At 49.2% G+C, this 18,491-nt stretch carries 14 protein-coding genes; 7 read left to right on the top strand and 7 right to left on the bottom strand.

Annotation, left to right across the window (positions count from 1 at the left end):
• Window positions 1-75: 75 nt before the first annotated feature.
• Complete coding sequence (locus CRO25_RS14760; RefSeq protein ID WP_079695517.1) at window positions 76-666, bottom strand: hypothetical protein; 591 nt, start codon at window positions 664-666, stop codon at window positions 76-78.
• 199 nt (window positions 667-865) lie between these two features.
• Between CRO25_RS14760 and CRO25_RS14765 the strand changes: the two genes are divergently transcribed.
• Entirely contained in the window at window positions 866-2,167 is a 1,302-nt protein-coding gene (locus CRO25_RS14765) for a serpin family protein (protein WP_079695518.1), read from the top strand.
• 13 nt (window positions 2,168-2,180) lie between these two features.
• On the opposite strand, the gene CRO25_RS14770 is transcribed toward CRO25_RS14765, so the two are convergent.
• Window positions 2,181-2,762, bottom strand: coding sequence for a GNAT family N-acetyltransferase (locus CRO25_RS14770; RefSeq protein WP_079695519.1), 582 nt, complete (start codon window positions 2,760-2,762; stop codon window positions 2,181-2,183).
• Between the two features lie 111 nt (window positions 2,763-2,873).
• Here CRO25_RS14770 and CRO25_RS14775 point away from each other — a divergent pair, with 111 nt between their 5' ends.
• Window positions 2,874-4,355 (top strand): PLP-dependent aminotransferase family protein, encoded by a 1,482-nt coding sequence (locus tag CRO25_RS14775; protein WP_079695520.1) that lies wholly within the window; start codon window positions 2,874-2,876, stop codon window positions 4,353-4,355.
• Here the strand turns inward: CRO25_RS14775 and CRO25_RS14780 are convergent.
• On the bottom strand, window positions 4,343-4,966 hold the full coding sequence (locus CRO25_RS14780; protein WP_064641773.1) for a TetR/AcrR family transcriptional regulator: 624 nt from the start codon (window positions 4,964-4,966) through the stop codon (window positions 4,343-4,345). The two genes, CRO25_RS14775 and CRO25_RS14780, sit on opposite strands and share 13 nt — an antisense overlap.
• Window positions 4,967-5,146: 180 nt before the next feature.
• Here CRO25_RS14780 and CRO25_RS14785 point away from each other — a divergent pair, with 180 nt between their 5' ends.
• Both CRO25_RS14785 and CRO25_RS14790 read left to right on the top strand, forming a co-directional pair.
• Window positions 5,147-7,378 (top strand): MMPL family transporter, encoded by a 2,232-nt coding sequence (locus CRO25_RS14785; protein ID WP_079695521.1) that lies wholly within the window; start codon window positions 5,147-5,149, stop codon window positions 7,376-7,378.
• Window positions 7,379-7,656: 278 nt separating this feature from the next.
• Entirely contained in the window at window positions 7,657-8,610 is a 954-nt protein-coding gene (locus CRO25_RS14790; protein ID WP_063567354.1) for a nucleoside hydrolase, read from the top strand.
• Window positions 8,611-8,771: 161 nt separating this feature from the next.
• On the opposite strand, the gene CRO25_RS14795 is transcribed toward CRO25_RS14790, so the two are convergent.
• The 3 genes from CRO25_RS14795 to CRO25_RS14805 form a co-directional block, all read right to left on the bottom strand.
• Window positions 8,772-10,490: a methyl-accepting chemotaxis protein gene (locus CRO25_RS14795; RefSeq protein ID WP_079695522.1), complete on the bottom strand. Its 1,719-nt coding sequence runs from the start codon at window positions 10,488-10,490 to the stop codon at window positions 8,772-8,774.
• Window positions 10,491-10,762: 272 nt separating this feature from the next.
• Entirely contained in the window at window positions 10,763-11,500 is a 738-nt protein-coding gene (locus CRO25_RS14800; RefSeq protein ID WP_179800940.1) for a DUF3105 domain-containing protein, read from the bottom strand.
• Window positions 11,501-11,768: 268 nt separating this feature from the next.
• Window positions 11,769-12,683, bottom strand: coding sequence for a zinc ribbon domain-containing protein (locus CRO25_RS14805; protein ID WP_079695524.1), 915 nt, complete (start codon window positions 12,681-12,683; stop codon window positions 11,769-11,771).
• A 302-nt stretch (window positions 12,684-12,985) separates the two neighbouring features.
• Here CRO25_RS14805 and efeO point away from each other — a divergent pair, with 302 nt between their 5' ends.
• Genes efeO through CRO25_RS14820 form a run of 3 tightly spaced genes read left to right on the top strand, consistent with a single transcriptional unit; the run spans window position 12,986 to window position 17,110 of the window.
• Window positions 12,986-13,882, top strand: coding sequence for an iron uptake system protein EfeO (gene efeO, locus CRO25_RS14810; protein ID WP_079695526.1), 897 nt, complete (start codon window positions 12,986-12,988; stop codon window positions 13,880-13,882).
• Between the two features lie 4 nt (window positions 13,883-13,886).
• Window positions 13,887-15,161 (top strand): iron uptake transporter deferrochelatase/peroxidase subunit, encoded by a 1,275-nt coding sequence (efeB, locus tag CRO25_RS14815; RefSeq protein ID WP_079695528.1) that lies wholly within the window; start codon window positions 13,887-13,889, stop codon window positions 15,159-15,161.
• 53 nt (window positions 15,162-15,214) lie between these two features.
• Entirely contained in the window at window positions 15,215-17,110 is a 1,896-nt protein-coding gene (locus CRO25_RS14820) for an FTR1 family protein (RefSeq protein ID WP_256863654.1), read from the top strand.
• Window positions 17,111-17,276: 166 nt separating this feature from the next.
• Here CRO25_RS14820 and CRO25_RS14825 read toward each other — a convergent pair whose 3' ends face one another.
• Entirely contained in the window at window positions 17,277-18,338 is a 1,062-nt protein-coding gene (locus CRO25_RS14825; protein ID WP_079695530.1) for a LacI family DNA-binding transcriptional regulator, read from the bottom strand.
• Between the last annotated feature and the right edge of the window lie 153 nt (window positions 18,339-18,491).

The following is an 18,491-nucleotide window of genomic DNA, read 5'->3' on the forward strand; positions in this document are numbered from 1 at the left end:
CGGGTTCACCATTTAGGTGAACCCGGCTATTTGTTTGCTGCCGCGGAAAGTCCCACGATATAATTTCTTCTTTCTTTAGTCCTTTTTCGAATCTTCTGGAGCTTTACCTTCGTTGTCGCCGGATGACGTCTTTACCTCCAGCTTTGGATCTTCGTATGCTTCCTCAAGCGCAGAAGGTGCCGGCTCACCCGGTAGTAATTCACGCTGCTCGATCATACGTTTCACGACCTCATAACAGTCCTCAACATGTTTGTTGCCGACATACCGCATGGCTGTAAAGCTGAGCGCGGCAGCCAGTCCTTGACCTGCAAAAGGTACAAATTTGGCGACTGATTTGGTAGCTACGCGTACTCCGACCCTTTTTAGCACGACTACTACCAGTTCTTTGGTTACCATACGTCCAATAACTTTACTTCCGATGGACATGACGAATCCGTAGATCATGGATTTGGTCTCAGGGTCCAACCCGTCGAGCTGTTTTTGCGATAATCCGAATTTATTGTTTATGGCAGGCAGTAGCTGCATGAGCATTCCCACATCAGCCAGGACGTCTGTACCTGGAAGAGGAACGAGTGTTGTACCAGCGGAAGCGGTGGCTCTCTTTTTGACCATGGTGCGGCATTCCTTGCGAACTTGCTCTAATTGTTCCAACGTTGCTGGAATCATAGGGAATCCCTCCATTCGTATATGGTATAGATATAACCGTTTTGACTCGTTTTGAATGGTGTTTTCTACAGTAGAAATTGGTGACCTTGGCATATGAGTGTAAAGTAACCTTTTTTCTCAACCGTACGTCTAGTAAAAAAAGGGAATCAGTAAATTGCTATGACGGGTATCTGAGTATTACGGATGAGGGGGGATTACGATGCATGCACGGTTAGGAGTACTACTGTTATTATGCTGTATAAGTGGGCTGATCATTACGAGCTGTTCAGCAAAGGGGGACCCGAACAAGATGCAATTCAATTCGAATCAGGAGCTGTCCGAGTCAGAACGAAAAGCTGCTCTGAAAGAGATCGAACCTGAAACAATCCAATCCATGAACACCATGGGACTGCACATCCTTCAACAGATGGGCGCAAAAGAGAAGACTGATGGGAATAATCTGCTCATCTCTCCTTATAGCATTGCGGCAGCGATTGGCATGGCATATAACGGTAGCGTAGGTGAGACTAGGCGAGAGATGGCAGAGGTCATGGGCTGGTCGGGGCTAGAAATGGAACGAGTAAATGCTTCTCAAGCGGCTTTGCAGCAGTTGTTGACCCATCCGGGAAAAGGAATACAGATCGGTATTGCGAACTCCATGTGGGTAAAGGACCGAATTCCGGTAGAGGAAACGTACCAAACAGCCGTACAGCAAACGTATGAAGCCGAAATCAGGACACTCAATGGACAACCAGCACAAGCAACGGAAGAGATCAATCAATGGGTGAAGCAGCACACCGAAGGTATGATTCCAAACTTGATGCAGGAGCCACCTGCAAAGGAAACCCTGATGATTCTTGTGAATGCCATTGCATTTGATGGAAACTGGATGGCTGAGTTTGACCCGGAGTACACGACGGATGATGAGTTTAAGCTGGCAAATGGAAAGGCATTATCTGTGCGGATGATGCATCAGACAAAGCAGTTCCAATACTCGGAGAATGAGGCTTGGCAGGCGGTGAGGCTGCCTTACGGAGATGGCCAGATGCATCTGCTTGTCGTTTTACCACGAGAGGGGCGTACGCTGGATGAGGTTCAGCAGCAGTTGCTGGATGACCCAAAACGGCTTGATCGTGGCTCCGAATATAGCTTAGTTGAGCTGTCTTTGCCACGTTTTCGTGTAGAGTATGGAATGAACCTGAAAGAAACGTTGCAGCAGATGGGGATGGAAATGGCCTTTGATCGGTATGCCGCCAATTTCACGGAAATGATTTCTCCCGGGCCGAACTTGCAAGCATACATTGGTCAGGTACTGCATCGTGCCGTGATGGAAGTGAGCGAACAAGGAACTGTAGCTGCTGCTTCAACGCTGGTAGAGATGCAGGCCGGAAGTGCACCGCCAACTGATCCAATCAAGATGGAGGTCAATCGTCCATTTATGGTTACTGTAGTGGATAAATCCACTGGAGCATGGTTATTTGCCGGGAACGTAAACCAACCGGAAGAGATTCCCTCCCGGTAGCACGTAGTCTTCGTTATCCAAGTATGCTGACATGCCGCTCTCGGAATTCATTCTCCAGCATGCTCATCTGAATGGAATCGTGATATTGATGATTGTAATACAAGGCATCTCGCCGTAAACCTTCACGTTGAAATCCTAGTTTCTCATATGTACGAATCGCACGTTGATTGAAGGCATACACTTCAAGCTCGATTCGGTGCAGATTGCAGATACCGAAACCATAATGCAGCATAAGCAGCAATGCCTCGCTGCCATATCCTTTTCCTTGATGCTCTGTATGATCAATGGCGATTCGGATGTGCGCACTGCGATTTTTGGTATGCATATCCATCAGGGCAATCTCTCCGATGACCTGGTCATTCTCCTGCAAGGCAATCAGCAGCATCAGGCGTGAGTCATCCTGGGCCGCGTTTTCGATGTAACGTTCTACTTGGGTACGGGTGAAGCTGTTTTGTGTTCCAGTAAGTCTGCGCATCTCGGCGTCAAACAATCCGGGGAAATAGGTATCAACGTCAGTCGATTCAAATGGACGCAGATAGATGCGCTTCGTTTCCAACAGACGTGGGATGCGTGTGGATGGTGTTGGTTGAGACATGGGTTATTCCTCCTGTGAGTTCAAGTCGTCATGCCATGAGTATAGCTGAATACTGTATACTTCCAAATATACAGTTTGGATAAATTCAACAGGACAGATGAGGTGCAAGTCATGAATAAATTACCGAAACTGGAGATAAACGACAACATCCCAATCTACGTACAGCTCTCGGATCACGTCAAAAAGGAAATCATTCAGAGGAAACTGGTGGAACATAGCAAATTGCCTTCTGTACGCAAGTTGGCCGAGATGCTGGGCATAAGTACAACTCCGGTAGAATGGGCATACCAACAATTAATCGCTGAAGGTTATGTATACAGTCAGCCGCGAAGAGGATATCGGGTACGTCCCATCACGGATCGTTATAGTGAAATTCAAATTCCGGTGAGAACCGAGCAAAAGGATATGCAAATTCATGAATACCACCTTCATGAACGTAAAATAGAGCGAAATGCAATTCGTCCAACAAAAGTGATCGAATTTGATTTTCACATGTCACGCAATGAATTCAGTCTGTTCCCGTTTGGCAAGTGGCACCAGTATGCGAACCGGATCTGGCGTGAAGAGGCAGAGGAATTATTGTTCTACGGAGATCCACAGGGCGAGTGGGGCCTCCGATGTGAAATTGCCCGTTATCTTGGACAGTTCAGGGGCGTAAACTGTTCTCCAGAGCAGGTAGTATTGGGTGCAGAGCAGCACTTATTAATGTGTTTGCTTGTGCAGACGTTAACTCACGCGAATGGACTACAATCCATTGGGGTAGAAAACCCGGGCTATCGGCTGCTGCCGGGTACATTCCGAAATTATGGTTATCAGGTGGTTCCTATCTCCCTAGATGATGCAGGATTAGATATATCAGATCTGGATCGTTTGGGAGTGGAAATAATAAGTGTCTCACCCTCGCACCAATTCCCTCTGGGCATGACCATGCCCATTGCCAGAAGATTGGCTTTACTGGATTGGGCGGAGCGAACGGGGGCATACATTATTGAGGATGATTATGACGGCGAATTTCGTTATCATGGACGACCTATTCCTTCCATGCAGGGTTTGCGAGAGGGCAGCAGGGTGATTTATATGGGCGGATTTTCCCAAGTTCTTGCGCCTGCTCTTTGTGTTCATTATATGGTACTACCCAAGGAGCTAATGATATCCTTTCGGGAGATGTACAAGATGATTCTGTTTGAACAGTCAGCTTCACGTCTTCATCAGCGCACGTTGGAAATGTTTATGCATGAGGGAGAATTGGGTAAACACATTCGTAAAATGCGTAACGTTTATAAACGCAAACATGACTTAATTATTCAGGCAATTCGACAGTATTTTGGAGAAAAGGTTGAGATAATGGGTCAGAATGCCGGATTCCATCTGGTGCTCAGAATTGGTTCAACACAAACAGCCGCGGAGCTGGTGGCTGCGGCGTTAAGCGCTGGTATACAGATTAGTTCAACAGAATACTTGTGGACGGATGGGAATGAACCAGCAGATGGCAAAAGTGAATTCATTATAGGGTTTGCTGGTATTGAAGCAGAACGCATTGGACCGGGTATCGCCGTATTGGCAAAAGCATGGAGAGATCTTTACGCCTTGTGAGCGGCTCCGTCCAAAAATAAAGCTACCAGCTCATGTGCCAGATCGGCAATCGTTGCATGCATGTCGCGCACGCCTTCGCGGTTTGCCAGCATCAGCAAGGACGTAAACGCATGGGCAAGCAGCATCGGATTGGCAGATCGCAAATAACCGTTGTCCATCTCCCGCTTAAAGTGGGTGGCGAGGACTTCATAGATGCGGACTTCGGCTTCACGGATCTGGGCCAGCTGATCTGCATCCAGATAGGTATTGGCTTCACGCATCATGGTCTCGGTATCGACGTGGGATTGTTGCATCCGTCCTTCCGCAACTTTCTCCAACCGCTCTTGTAATGTACCTGGTGCATCCATACGGAGAGCTGTTTGCTGCATGCCCATAGCCATCATACTGGTGATGGCGACGGTGAATAGCTGCGGTTTGCTGGAAAAATGATAATAGATCGATGCTTTGGTTACGCCGCATAGCGAGGCGATTTGCTGGAGAGAGACGGGCTCATACCCGTATTCCATAAATAGCCGCGAGGCGGTCATTAGTATTTTTGACTGGGCTGAAGCCTGATCAGCACCAGCTTTGGGCCTGCCCGGCGAGCGGGGAGGGTTCGTTTTTTTGCTCATGGTTGCATACCTCTTTACTTATTCATGTTGGCTGTACAAAAGTGTTCACAAAATTAGTATTTGCAATATTAACCTTCCGGTATATATAATTAAGTCAATTATACTATGACCCGTGGTTCATTTCTATATTTATCACATAAAAACGGCTTCATAGAACCAAAATAGGGAGATGAAGAGACAATGCAAGAAGGTTCGGGCTACGGCCGCTGGGTTGCCGGCAAACGAAGCAAATGGATTACACTGTTGGTATGGATCATCATCGCGGTTGTTCTTGGTGTGGTGTGGCCTGCTGTTGGTGACCGTGAAACGAATAACGCGCAGGATCTGAGTGATTCCAAGCCCTCGGTGCAGGCGGCAGCAGTTGCCCAGAAAGAATTTCCCGGCGGCGAAGGTGTTCCCGCTCTTATCGTATGGCGTCAAGCCGGCGGGCTGACGGATGAACAGATTAAGAACATTCAGGCGTTAACCGAGCGACTGGATCAAGATCCGGTGGAGCAGCAGCAATCTGTGGTACCACTATATCAGTTGCCGCCTGAGGCTCTGAAAGGTCAGCTTTCGGAAGACGGAAGCACCTTGGTTATGCCGCTCTTTTTCAATCAGGAAGCTGATTCGTCACAGTTGAAAGAAGGCATTGAAGCGCTGGAGCAGAAAACGAAAGATATTTTTGGCTCAGACCCATTTGATGTTGCCATTGATGATGCGAGCGCACTAAGTGCACGGGTTACAGGTCCGGTGGGGATATCGATTGATGCAAGTGGGCTGTTCTCATCTGCGGATGTATCCTTGCTGATTGCAACGGTTGTACTGGTACTTGTGCTGTTGCTGTTGATCTACCGTTCGCCCGTACTGGCGATTATCCCGATTATTGCAGTTGGGTTCGCTTATATGGTCACTAGTCCGATTCTCGGATTTATGGCGGATCAGGGATGGATTACAGTGGACGCGCAGTCCATCTCTATTATGACGGTGCTGTTGTTCGGTGCAGGAACGGACTATTGCCTGTTCATGATCTCCAGATTCCGTCAAGTTCTCTATCATGAGCCGGATAAAAAGAAAGCACTCTTCCAGGCGATTACCGGATCGTCCGGTGCGATTGCCATGAGTGGATTTACAGTTGTTGCAGCATTGCTTGTACTGCTGTTCGCAGAATATGGTGCCTATCACCGTTTTGCCGTACCATTCAGTTTATCCATCTTCATCATGTTTATTGCGAGCCTGACGCTGGTTCCGGCTTTGCTCGCGATCTTCGGTCGGGGTTCATTCTACCCGTTTGTACCGCGTACGCATGATATGGAAGTAGAACGTTCGAAGAAAAAAGGCAAACCAGCGCCTGCTCCGCGTAAAATCAAGGAAAGCTGGATTGGCCGTACAGTAGTAACCAAACCGTGGACAGTACTGGCGATTACACTGGTGTTGTTGGGTGGACTGGCTGCTTTCTCTAGCCAAATTAAATTCACGTATGACTTGCTATCATCCTTCCCGGAGAATGTTGCTTCTCGTGAAGGTTTCAAAGTCATTGGAGAACAGTTCTCGGAAGGTGAACTCGCTCCGGCGAAAGTGATTATCGATACAGAAGGCAGCCAGACAGATCTGAAACAACGCCTGGAATCGCTGGATTACGTAAGCAAGGTAGGTGAAGCGCAGCAGGGTGCTGAGAATGCAAACATCACCGCTTACGATGTGGAATTCAATCTGAATCCATACTCTATGGAGGCGATGCAGCATATCCCGGATCTGCGGGCAACGGCTGAACAGGCATTGAAAGATGCTGGAATAACAAGCGTGGACAGCCATGTCTGGATCGACGGTCAGACGGCTGAGCAGTATGATATCGAAGTCACTGGAGAGCGGGATGCCAGCATCATTATTCCAGTGGTGATCGGAATGATCACATTGCTGCTGCTGTTATACCTGCGTTCCGTCGTAGCGACGGCGTATCTGATCGCGACAGTAGTACTATCCTACTTCTCTGCATTGGGCCTGGGTTGGCTCATTATTCACTATGGATTGGGAGCAGACGCCATTCAGGGAGCGATTCCGCTGTATTCCTTCGTATTCCTTGTGGCGCTGGGTGAGGACTACAACATCTTCATGATCTCAAGCATCTGGCAAAAACGCAAAACGATGCCACTTCGCCAAGCGATCAAGGAAGGTGTGGGTGAAACCGGATCTGTTATTACTTCCGCAGGTCTGATTCTCGCAGGTACGTTTGCCGTGCTGGCAACACTGCCTATACAGGTGCTGGTGCAGTTCGGTATTATCACGGCTGCGGGTGTCTTGCTCGATACGTTCCTTGTTCGACCGTTCATGGTGCCAGCCATTACAACGTTGCTGGGCAAATGGGCTTTCTGGCCAGGCAAGTATGTGCCTGTTGCAGAGAAAGCCAAAGAGAAACAAAAACAATCCATGTAATCGATGGATAGATTCAGACAAGGACAGTGGGGCCTCTAGCCCACTGTCCTTGTTTTTTTTCATTTTCCTATTGGAGTGCAGGCTGCTTCGGGCAAATGCTGAGATGGAATGGGGGAACTGTAAAATATCAGCAGAAACAGAACTGGTCGCTATTTTCTTTGTGCGAGGAAGGTTTACGTGGCCAAGGGTTTTGGGACATAATAGAGGTAACGTCAGCCACAGGCAGACGGACGGGATGAACATCAATGGGACAACCAGGGGGAAGGATGAAAACAAGCATGACGAACCAACTTAATGTGTACTTTAACCATGACGGCGGCGTGGATGACCTCGTATCGCTGTTCATGCTTCTGCAAATGGACAATGTAAATGTAACCGGTGTATCGGTTATTCCGGCAGATGGATATCTGGAGCCAGCTACAGATGCCAGCCGTAAAATTATCGATCGCTTCGGCACATATTCCGTAGAGGTAGCGAAATCCAACTCCAGAGGGAAGAATCCGTTTCCTGCGGCGTGGAGATTGCACTCCTTCTATGTAGATGCACTTCCAGTACTGAACGAGTCCGGCAAAATGGAAGCTCCTTTGTCTGCCGTTCCGGCTCATCAGCATCTGATTGAGAAAGTGCGCAACACCGAAGGAAAAACGCTGCTCCTGTTCACAGGGCCGCTGACTGACCTCGCGCGTGCACTGGACGAAGCACCAGACATTGAAGAGAAAATCGACAAGCTCGTGTGGATGGGTGGTACGTTCGAAAGAGGGAACGTTGAAGAGCCTGAGCATGATGGTACAGCAGAATGGAACGTATTCTGGGACCCGGAAGCGGCTTACCGTGTATGGCAGAGCGGTATCCAGATTGATCTGGTAGCCCTGGAAAGCACAAACAAAGTGCCTCTGACACCTGCTGTACGTAACCGTTGGGCTGCAGAGCGCCGCTTTGAAGGCGTTGACTTCCTGGGTAACTGTTACGCAGGATGTCCGCCACTGGTGTACAGTGAAACGAATTCCACGTACTATCTGTGGGATGTGTTGACTACGGCTTCCGTTGGACGTGAAGACATCGTGAAGAAGAAAACGGTGAACTGTATTGTGATCCCGGATGGTCCAAGCCAAGGCCGTACGGTGGAACAAGCAGACGGACGTCCAGTACAACTCGTGTATGATACCGATCCAGAAGCGTTCTTCACATACATGACGGATTTGGGCAAAAAAGCTGCTCCGCAGCGTTATTAATTCAGGCAGCCGCGAGGCCAGCCTCCATTAAAGGTAGAACAATAAAAAGCCGCAGGCAGAGTGAACAGGAATGGGGTAGACCCCATGTTTCCGTTCCCTGCCTTGCGGCTTTTTTGTATTCATCCGGTGGGCTCCCATGGAATGCCCATCTGCAATCGGATTTATATTTTGAATCGGCTTATCAACCCGTTCAATTCACTAGACAACACACGAAGGGATTCCGCGGACGTACTCATCTCATCCATCGATTGAAGTTGCCCGTCAGTTGCAGCCGATACTTCCTGAATGCTGGAAGAGGACTTGCGCGAGATATGTTCCATATCCTCAACGGAAGCGGATACTTCTTCTGCACTGGCGGAGAGCTGTTCGGAAGCGGCGGACACTTCGTGCAGGCGTTCATTCATCGTCTCAATGCCGGAATGAATGGACGTGAATGAACGTCCTGCTTCCTGAACAACAGCAAGACCGGCTTGAACTTCTGAGGTACTGGCCGACATATGCGAAGATAAAACGGCAGTCTGTCTCGTCATTTCGGCGATCAGTTCAGTCACATGCTGGGACGATTGCTCTGATTCCCCCGCAAGCTTCCGAACCTCGGAAGCAACAACGGCGAATCCGCTGCCATGTTCCCCGGCCCGAGCAGCTTCAATGCTTGCATTTAATGCCAGCAGACTGGTCTGAGAAGCGATGCCCTTCATCATGTGGGCTACCGATTCAATTTTGCTGGAGTATTGCGCAAGCTGGGAGGTAGATGCTTCCATCTGGGTGTTGGCCTGATGGATTTTGTCCATGCGGTCAATCGCGGTGTTGATGTTGGTCTGGCCCTGTATCGCGTTATGGGTCGTCTCCTCGGATACATCAGCCACCATGGAAGATGAATTCGCAATATGCTGCATGCTGCGTGTAATTTCCTCCATCGCTACAGTAACTTCGCCTGCCCGTGCAACCTGCTCCGCAGCGCCTTTGGCTGTGTGGTCTGTGTGCTCGGCAATGCGCTGGCTGGCTTCCACTGTCGCCTGCGAGTGTCTGGATACCCCTTCGGCTGCTTGCAGCAGGGAATCGGAGCTTTTGCGGATGCCTGTCATGACATCTCTTGTATCCGTGACCAGATGTTTGAACTCCGAAGCCAGTTGTCCGACCTCATCCTTCCGTCCAAGCTCGACATCGACGGTCAGATCACCTTTGCCTACCTCAGCAATGATCTTCTTCAGTTTCACGAGAGGACGGGTCAAATAATGAGCAAATCCATAGACCAGCAGCACGCTGAGTAATACGATGGCAAGGGCAGTCCAGATCATGGTCATCCGATTGCGTGTCATTAACTCGTAGACGGCGGTGGAGTCGAGGTCGGCGCCAACCAGACCAAGCAGTTCCCCATTAGCCCCGTGAATTGGTACATAGGCTGTAATCGTTGCGCCGTATTCATCCTGGGTCAGATCGCCCCGGAAAGGTTCGTTTTGTGCAAAGGCTTGCAGCATTCCCGCATAGTGGTTCTCTTCTGGGGACCCGTAGGGAGAGAAATCATCCTCTTCCACATCCGGAGCAGCGCCATCCACCACGTAATAATACGATGCGGCTCCGTTATCTTCACGCTTACCAAGCGTGTATAGATACTTCAATCCATTGGCCTGACGAAGCTGGCTGAGTTGTTCGCGCAATGTATCGTAATACTCGGTTTGATCCTGTCCTGTACTAAGCGGCGCATACAGGGAGGTGTCGATGGATTGCGCTGCTCGTTCGGCAACAGCCTGTGCCTGCATGCCCATCGATTGTTCAACCAGCTGTGCAGATGAGCGATACATGGTAATGCCAAGAACGGCTCCTGCCGCCAGCATCAGACAGGAAAAAAATAAAAAGATACGCATAAACAAACTGTTCATTAGTAGAAATGTTCCTCCTTGATATATAAAACTATGAATTCTTATATTGAAGTTGGATGAATCGTCATATTGGAACTGCGTTTCCTTCTTTGCTAACGTACATATGTATTTCATTTCTATTTAAAATATCGGCATCTGCATGATAAAGAATTAGCCCCCGGATCAAGTAGATCCAGGAGCTTATCTTGTTTGAAACGTATAAATGGATATCTCATCTCTTGGACTCCCCATGATTGCAGGAACCATTTGCTGCTGTTACTACAAAGAGGGCATTACATCGTCCCGCCACCCTGGCGGATGGAGGCAGGGATCTTCTCAGGTCCCTGATTAATATATTTATTAATAAAAGTGCCTACTTTGGCATCATTGAATTGGTCCAGCTTCATCGTTTTGGTCCATGCCGTTACGACGACTTCACTACCCTCGGGGATGTCCTTGTTCGGTACAGCGAGAATACCTGATCCAGCTTTGCGGAACTTGGCAAGGTATTTCAGATGCTCCTTCAGCTCATCACTTGCATTCTCACGGTAATAAATGATGATATCCCCATGCTCTAGATTATGTACTAGATATGGATAGCCGGGGAAATCGGTGTAGAATCCAAATTTGATATCATGCGGGTTATGAGGCCCCGATGTCGGGATGGTCATCTCATATTGAATCGGCTCTTCTGTATGATCGGCTCCGTAGTATTTATCGTCAGTCACTTCGATCGCAGCACCGGCATTCAGATCCGCAACATCATACTTGGTAAGTGCGCCCTGCATGAAGAAAAGAACAAACGCAATGATCGACACCCCCAGTAGTGCATGTGCACCCAGGCGGATGGATCGGGTTTTCTTTTTAATCACAGCTCGTTCATTCTTCTTCATATGTGCCAGTACAGACTTCTGGGTGCGTGCAGTCCAGATATAAGCTGCGATGGAGAACAATAGAACGATTGCTCCAACGATAAGCCATAGGTAGGATGTGCCTGCCTCGTGCTCCATTTGCATATGATTCATATTCATGTCCATATCGATTCCCTCTACCCTTCTTAATAAAATGAATGATCACAACCATACACTACATAATGTAGTGTTGATGGCAATGGTATAGGTTCCATTTAAGCATGGAGTGTTTCTCACCTCATATCCTTACGTAAAAAAGGACATACCTTTTACACTACACATTATAGTGTATGGAACGCAACGAGTGCAATCTGCTGACGTTGAAAACAAATGAAGACCCTCCTCGCATGAGCAAGGAGAGCCTTCGTAAGAGCTTTTGAACTAGATGCTACATACGACCAAATGGAGAGAACATAAGGCTGATCAATCCCATGATCATTGTGGCCAACAAGCGATATAAAATATAAAACAATACAACATTGGCAATCAACACGCTGTACATGCTATCGATGGCTGCCTTCGTACGATTCAGCGGATACTGGAACAGCACCGTGTTAAGAGATACAAAGATAATCAAATACGAGACAACGAGGAAGAAGATAGCGATGGAATACGAGATAACAATAAACAGATTCGCCAGAACGAGCGACGCTACAGCGGGAACTAGTAATGATCCAAACTGGGCAACCAGCGTTTTGGGGCGAAACATTATTTTCTCAATCTTCAGTATGGCATACATCAATGCGATCGCAACGATCAAGGAAATGGCGGTGAACAATAGCGGTCTGATAAACCCGCCAATGAACAATCCGTCCATATCCATCCGGCCGAATGTAATCAAAAAGTATGTAGAGGATAGGACCGCAATCAGAGCCATCGTGATCCAGCCGTTAAGAGAGTGCTGTTCACCAACGGTTTTCATGGTTTGATAAGGACGAGTGAGCACACTAAGGAAATAGGATAGATACTGTTTGCTTACTTCTTTGGCTTGCTGAACCTTCTCATTTTGTACGATGTTATTCCACTGATTGGTGTTTTTGTCTCCTGAAGATGAAGCGCCCTCTGTGCTGGAAGAGTCGGATACATGTTGTACAGGTCTGGGAGCAGAAGGTGTGTTGGGAGAAATGGGAGCGTGAGAAGGTGTCGTCTGTGTGCTCGACCAACGGGTATATTCAGGTTCGGCAGCAGCGGATTGTTGCTCCTGAGCGGAATTTGCAGTAGGGGAGGAAGGGGCTAGATTAGCGCCGCACCTCTCGCAAAAACTGGCATTTCCATTTTCATGATTACATACTGGGCATTTCATGGCATGAGCCTCCAATTTGATAAATTAAAGTAATCTAGACATTTTGTCTCATTTTAACGGCTGATGACGAAGTTTGTCTATGTTTTCAAGGGAATTAATACCCGGTATTTTCCACCTGAGTATATGATTAAACCGGTCCCCTTATTTTCATATTGACATAAGTATGCGCCGGAATTATGATGTCATTACCGAAATTGATAATCATTATCATTAAATGAACGTTAATCCAAGGGTTTGTACTCATCGACATATTAATCGCACGAGTATAGACAAATCAGTCTAACCATAGGGAGTGTATCGTGTTGAAAAAAATATTGACATTGCCGGCTGTTGTGCTGGCAACTTCGGTTTTACTCGCCGCTTGCGGCAATAATGAAGCGGCTTCGGACAAGCAGGCAGAAACGCCTGTTGCTCAAAGCGAAAACCAAACTTCCACAGAAACCACGGATGCAGCAGATCAGGAAGCGACCGGGAGCGATTATACAACCGCAGTGGATGGCTATCGCGCGTTTGCAATTGAGCAGATCGATGAATTCGTGAAGCAAACGGAGAAGTTCACGGATGCCGTGAAAGCTGGTGATCTGGAGACTGCCAGATCATTATATGCACCAGCTCGTATGTATTATGAACGCATTGAACCGGTAGCCGAAGCACTTGGCGATCTTGACCCGAATATCGATGCACGTGACGGAGATGTGGAGGCTGCCGACTGGCGCGGATTCCACCGGATTGAGAAATCACTTTGGGAAGACAAGACGACCGAAGGCATGACTGACTTTGCGGATACATTGTTAAGTGATGCGAAGCTCCTGCGTGCTAAAGTCGAGACGATGGATATCGATGCGAGTCTGATGGTAACGGGTGCGGTAGAACTTCTGAATGAGGTTTCCTCCAGCAAGGTAACAGGTGAAGAAGAACGTTATTCCCATACGGATTTGTATGATTTTGCAGCGAATGTAGAGGGAGCACGCGAGATTTATAACCTGCTCAAGGATGATCTGGCTGCCAAAGACAAGGATCTGAATCAGCAAATTGCGGACCGATTCGATGCGCTGGAGAAAGAGCTTGCTCCATTCAAGGATGGAGACGGGTACGTTTCCTATGAGAAGCTGAAGGATGAAGACGTGAAGAAGCTGAGTCAGAACCTGGATGCATTGGCTGAGCCACTGTCGAACATGGGACAAGTACTGGGAGTGTAGAACAATGACTGAGCAGAAAAAGGATTCGCTGAAAAAGCCGTTGTCACGGCGTGAAATGCTGAAGCTGACCGGCGTGGCCGGATTGGGTCTGCTCTTGGGCGGAGGCGGTGCCAGCGGACTGATGGCGCTGGGCCGCAAAAGCAGTTCGGCGGTAGTGAAAGAGGCCGCGCCAGACAAGGGCCTGCCCTTCTATGGCAAGCATCAGGCAGGCATCACCACCCCGGCTCAGGATTTCATCTGCTTCGCCGCCTTTGATGTGACGGCGGGAAGTGCGGATGATCTCCGCCGACTGTTCAAGAACTGGACGGCGGCTGCCACTGCCATGGCCGCCGGAGAAATGATTGGCGAACATAATACAACGCTGAATACGCCCCCTACCGATACGGGCGAAGCGGCAGGCCTGACACCGTCACGAACCACGTTGACGTTTGGTGTGGGGCCCTCTTTGTTTGACGGGCGCTTCGGGCTGCAGGGCCGGAAGCCCAAGGGCCTGCGCGATCTGCCGGCATTCGCCGGAGATGCGCTGGACCCGCAGTGGTGTGGTGGCGACCTGTGCGTGCAAGTCTGCGCAGACGATATGCAGGTCGCCTTCCATGCCATCCGCAATCTCGCGCGCATCGCACGCGGGCATGCGGTATTGCGCTGGACGCAGGAAGGATTCCAGCGCACGGGCCGAGCTGACCCTGCGGGTGGAACACCGCGCAACTTGCTCGGCTTCAAGGATGGCACCGGCAATCCGGATACAACGGATGCCGTGCTGATGGACCAGACCGTCTGGGCGCAGCCTGCTGACGGTCCGGGATGGATGGCTGGCGGCAGCTATATGGCCGTCCGCCGGGTTCGTATGCGTGTGGAGGTGTGGGACCGCTCCACACTGAAAGACCAGGAGGCGACATTTGGCCGCCACCGGGATAGCGGAGCGCCGCTCGGCAGCCGCGGCGAGTTCGATCCGGTAGATCTGAAGGCCAAGTCTGCCGATGGACAGCCTGTCATTCCGGCAACGTCACATCTGCGTCTCGCGAAGGGTGATGGCAGTCAGCAAATTTTACGCCGCTCCTACTCGTATTCGAGTGGGCTCGATGCCAAGACCGGACAGCTGGATGCAGGTTTGCTGTTCATTAGTTATCAACGGGACCTGGAGAAGCAGTTTATTCCGATTCAGAAACGACTGGCAAAGAACGACAAGCTGAACGAATATACCGTGCACACAGGCAGTGCTGTATTTGCCTGTTTCCCGGGGATTACGAATGGCGGATATATTGGGGACACCTTGATTTAGTAGAAGGTTAGATGGCACTGATCGGTTTCAGAGGAATGGGGAGGATGACAAAGATGAGCAGGATCGTAGATCGGAAGGCGCAGAAGCGGCTGCTGCACAAAGGAAGGTTGATGCGCTCCTTGCTGATGCTGCTGGTGTTTCTGATGGTGGGGTCCAGTGTAATTCGTTTACCGGGCATGCCACACGCTTCTGCTGAGGGGCTCCAAAACAATGAGCAGTCCGTGCAAAAACAACTGGATAGTCTATTGCCGCCTGTGGGCAGCGCCTTGGTTGAAGCGGGACAGGGCAAGCTGGCAGAAGCCACGGAGGACGTCGCCGAATTCCGGCAACTGTGGGATGCTGCCAGCACGTTGGTGCCGGAGCAGAACGCAGATCAGGTTGCGACGACCGCCAGCGTTGTAGTTGAAGCTTTGTCTAAAGCGGAACAGGCACTGTCGGGCAATGATTCTGATGCTGCCAAGAAAGCATTGGCGGATCTTGCCCGTGCGACCAATCAGTACATTGAGGCGTTTCAGGGTGCGGAAGAGAGCAGCGACGCAGGCCGTAAAGCGGCCGAAAGGCTGCTGCCAGACGCACGTAAAAGTCTGAGTGCAATGGAACAGGGCGATTGGACCCAGGCAGAGCATGCCTATAAACGGATTGTTACGGCCTGGAAAGGCACCGAAGCTCCGATCCGTCAGGATCATTTTGGCGTATACAGCCAGTTGGAAAAAGACATCAGCCTGGTTCGTATTTCAATGCAGGCCGAGCCCCGCAAGGAAGAACAGGCAACAGAGCGTATGCAGGAACTAGTCACGTTGCTCACGGACTACAGTGCAGGGACACTCAAGGAAGGGGAAGTTGAGGATACGTCAGCATCCTCTGGTGTTTCTTCATTGTCCGACCTGCTGAAATTACTGGAGCAAATAGAGCAGCAGATTCAAGCCGGGGATACCACTTCTGCTGCAACGGGATTGGAGCAGTTTATCGTGGCCTGGCCTTTGGTTGAAGGTCAGGTACAAATATCATCTCCCGCTTCATATACGGCCATTGAGAATGAAATGGCGGAAGCATCCGGATATGTCGTCTCCAATCCGCCCAATACGGCGAAGGCAACCGAGGTTGTAACCCGCATGATCAATCGGCTGGAGCCGTTAACGGCTACTACCTCATACACGGCATGGGATGCAGCATTGATCCTGCTTCGCGAAGGATTGGAAGCCATTCTGGTACTGGCTGCATTGCTCGCTTATGCCAAGAAAAGTGGCGAGACTGCGGCCCGGCGCTGGATCTGGGCTGGTGCCGGTAGTGGTCTGCTGCTTAGTGCGGCGCTGGCCGTTGTACTGTCGCTGACCCTTGCTGTGGCATCATCGGGTAGCACACGGGAGATGATTGAGGGGTATACGGGGCTTGCAGCCGTTGTACTAATGTTGACGGTTGGACATTGGATGCATAGCAAATCGAATACCCGCTCCTGGAATAGTTATGTACAGCGACAAGTAGGTGGTGCACTGGCAAGGGGGAGTCTGTGGTCACTCTTTGCTGTGGCGGGACTCGCCATATTGCGAGAAGGTGCGGAGACTGCGATCTTTTATATTGGCATGGCGCCTGCAATTGATACCTCGCAGATGTTGATCGGTATGGGGGCAGCATTGCTCATCCTGATTGTATTGGCTGTGGCCATTATTCAGTTCAGTGTACGTCTGCCTGTACGATGGTTTTTCCTGACCGCTACGCTGCTGATTTATTATCTGGTATTTCGTTTCCTTGGAGAGAGTATTCACTCCCTTCAAGTCTCAGCAGCGCTGGGGGCTCATGTTGTGCCGAGTCTGCCAACGATTGGCTGGCTTGGCATGTATCCGACATGGGAGACCTTTATTCCACAACTCGTTGTGCTGGTCTTTATGATCTTTAATCTGATTCGTACAGAGGTAAGTTCGGCCAAAGGAGCATCCAAGGCATCCGTGTAGCACGGAGCTACGAGTTTTGGTTAAAGGCTGCGTCCTGTTCGCATCATATTGTGACTGCATCATACAAAGGGGATATAGAAGTCCCTTTAAAAAAAGCCGTATCCTTCACGATCTACTCTTCGTGAAAGATACGGCTATTTATTTCTTTAGAGATTCATGAGATAAGTTAAACGGTCTGTGGATTGGCATTCATAAGTGTGGGAGTGGACTCCCGTATGATCGGTTTGGTCACGATATGCGAGACTTGATAAGGCTGTGACGGATGATCAATCCGGGATAACAGCATCTCCGCAGCCTTGATGCCCATTTCGTTGCTGTAGATATGAACCGTCGTTAATGCAGGCTCAATAATCCGTGATTCAGGTGCGTTATCGAAGCCGCATATGACGATATCCTGCGGCACTTTAACACTCCTCGCTCTCAAAGCTCTGATGAGATCGACTGCGATAAAGTCGTTGGCACACACATACGCATCAGGCAGAGACTTCAGCTTCGCTACTCGCTCGTTCAGCCAGCCGGGCTTCGAGAAGAACAGGCGGTCATCATCCACAATGCACTGGGATGGATCGACCTGCAGGCCCGCTTCCAGCATGGCCCGCTGATACCCTACCCAACGTTCATTAAAGCTTTTGCAATGATTGTAATCCCCGGCAAATCCAATATGGTTATAACCGCTCTCAATTAACTTTCTGGTTAACTGGTACGTGCTGTGCTCATTCTCCATCAGCAGCAAATCTGCATGGAATTCCGGAAAACATATGTCAGAAGCGCAATCGATGAAGATGGTGGGAATTCCCAGATCGGTAATAAGCTGCGTATATTTCAGATCGAACAATTCAATGCAGATGATGCCATCTACGTTGGAAATATCAAAATTGTTAGGAAGTGTAAGTGAATCCTGATCAACCTCACGCACAATATGAATGGAGAGATTGTACCCCTCTGCGCTGATTCTTTTCTCCAGACCGCTGATTAACATTGAACCAAAGTGAGATGTATTGGGCAGATTTTCCGTTAACAGGGCGATATTGCTTGGAGCTTTGGTTAGAACATGCTCATTTTCCATATAGGCAAACTGTTTATATTTAAGTTCAATTGCTTTTTTAATTACACGATTACGTGTCTCATCCGGGATGTTTCCGCTATCATTCAAGGCTTTGGAAGCTGTATTCCGGGAGATGCCCAAAGCATCCGCGATGTCCTGTATCGTAACCTTTTCTTTTGCCATCTAGTGCTTCACCTCTAATGATCATATGGTCGTCCATAGTATTATCTTAGTCAAATGTATAATAGATCGAAACAAATAGCAATCTCAATTTTACATATGCACAATTTAGTTTACATTTTTAATTCAGATAATGCGCTATTATTTATATTCAGA

It is taken from the genome of Paenibacillus sp. RU5M (assembly GCF_900221055.1).
GTDB classification, from domain to species: Bacteria; Bacillota; Bacilli; order Paenibacillales; family Paenibacillaceae; genus Paenibacillus; species Paenibacillus marchantiae.